Here is a 1043-nt window from a genome sequence, read left to right as displayed (position 1 = left end):
TTGGTCCAGCCACCTCAGGCTGGGGCTTGTTTTGGGGGCTTTGTGAGGGCCATTGCGATCTTCTTGATGTTTTGGGCTGCGGCGGCGAGCAGGCACTGCGTTTGCACGCGGGTCCGACTTCGGAACCTGGCATAGCGGTGGCCGTGAAGCTGTTTTGCATCGGCAAACGAGCGTTCCACGGTTTCCTTTCGGCGCTTGTAAATTGCTTTGCCCCATGAGGTCAGGCGATGGGCATCGGTTCGTTCGCGAGCTTCCTGCCAGACATGGCGGGTCAGGGTTCGCTCGGCCTTGGCATTGGAGGTGCACGAGGCCAGAAGCGGACAGGTTCGGCAAACCTGCGGGTCGGAACGATAATGCTTGTAGCCGTTCCTGTCCGTCGTGGCATAGCTCAGCAGTTGGCCTTCCGGGCAGCGGTAACCATCGGCGTCAGCCTCATAGGTGAAGGCCGACTTGCGCATCATGCCAGGTCTGGGGGACGTGGGGCGGCGGTAGCCGGTCACGCCCAGAATATCCCGCTCCTCCAATCCTCTGGCGATCCCCGTGGTGGCATAGCCCGCATCAAGGCCGACGGCTGCAACATCAAACCCGAAGCGGTCCCGCTGGCGGTCCAGTCGATCCAGATAAACGATGCTGTCATGGACGTTGGCGGGTGTGGCGAAGGTATCCGTGACGATCCCCAGCCTGCCGTCCACCGTGCGGTGATCCAGATAGAAGAAGCCCTTCGGCTTGCCCTCGCGCACCATGTAGCCTGCATCCGGATCCGCGCGGCTGACCTTGGTCTGCTTGACCTGCGGCTCCCGGGTCTTCTCCTTCAGCGGATTTTGGCCGTGCAGCTTGCGTTCCGCATCGATCGCCTTGTCCAGCTCCGCCCAGTAATCCGATCGCGACTTCTCAATTTGCGCCAGATCGTATTTGCCCTTGTTGGCATTCGCCTTCAGGTGGGTGCTGTCCGTGTAAAGAACCGTGCCATCCACCAACCCATGAGAAATCGCCTGCTCGACAATGTGATCGAAGATGTCCTGGGCAACGCTCGCGTCGTTGTA

Annotated in this window: 1 protein-coding gene; it reads right to left on the bottom strand. The window is 60.6% G+C overall.

Features of this window, described 5'->3' with window-relative positions:
- Window positions 1–14 precede the first annotated feature (14 nt).
- Window positions 15–1043, bottom strand: a 1029-nt coding sequence (locus LC092_RS21065) for an IS1182 family transposase (RefSeq protein WP_224809700.1), incomplete at its 5' end; no start/stop codon positions are given.

Source organism: Stappia stellulata, from assembly GCF_020176715.1.
GTDB lineage: Bacteria > Pseudomonadota > Alphaproteobacteria > Rhizobiales > Stappiaceae > Stappia.
The sequence above is the reverse complement of the archived record's forward strand: the minus strand, read 5'-3'. Positions and strand labels throughout refer to the sequence as shown.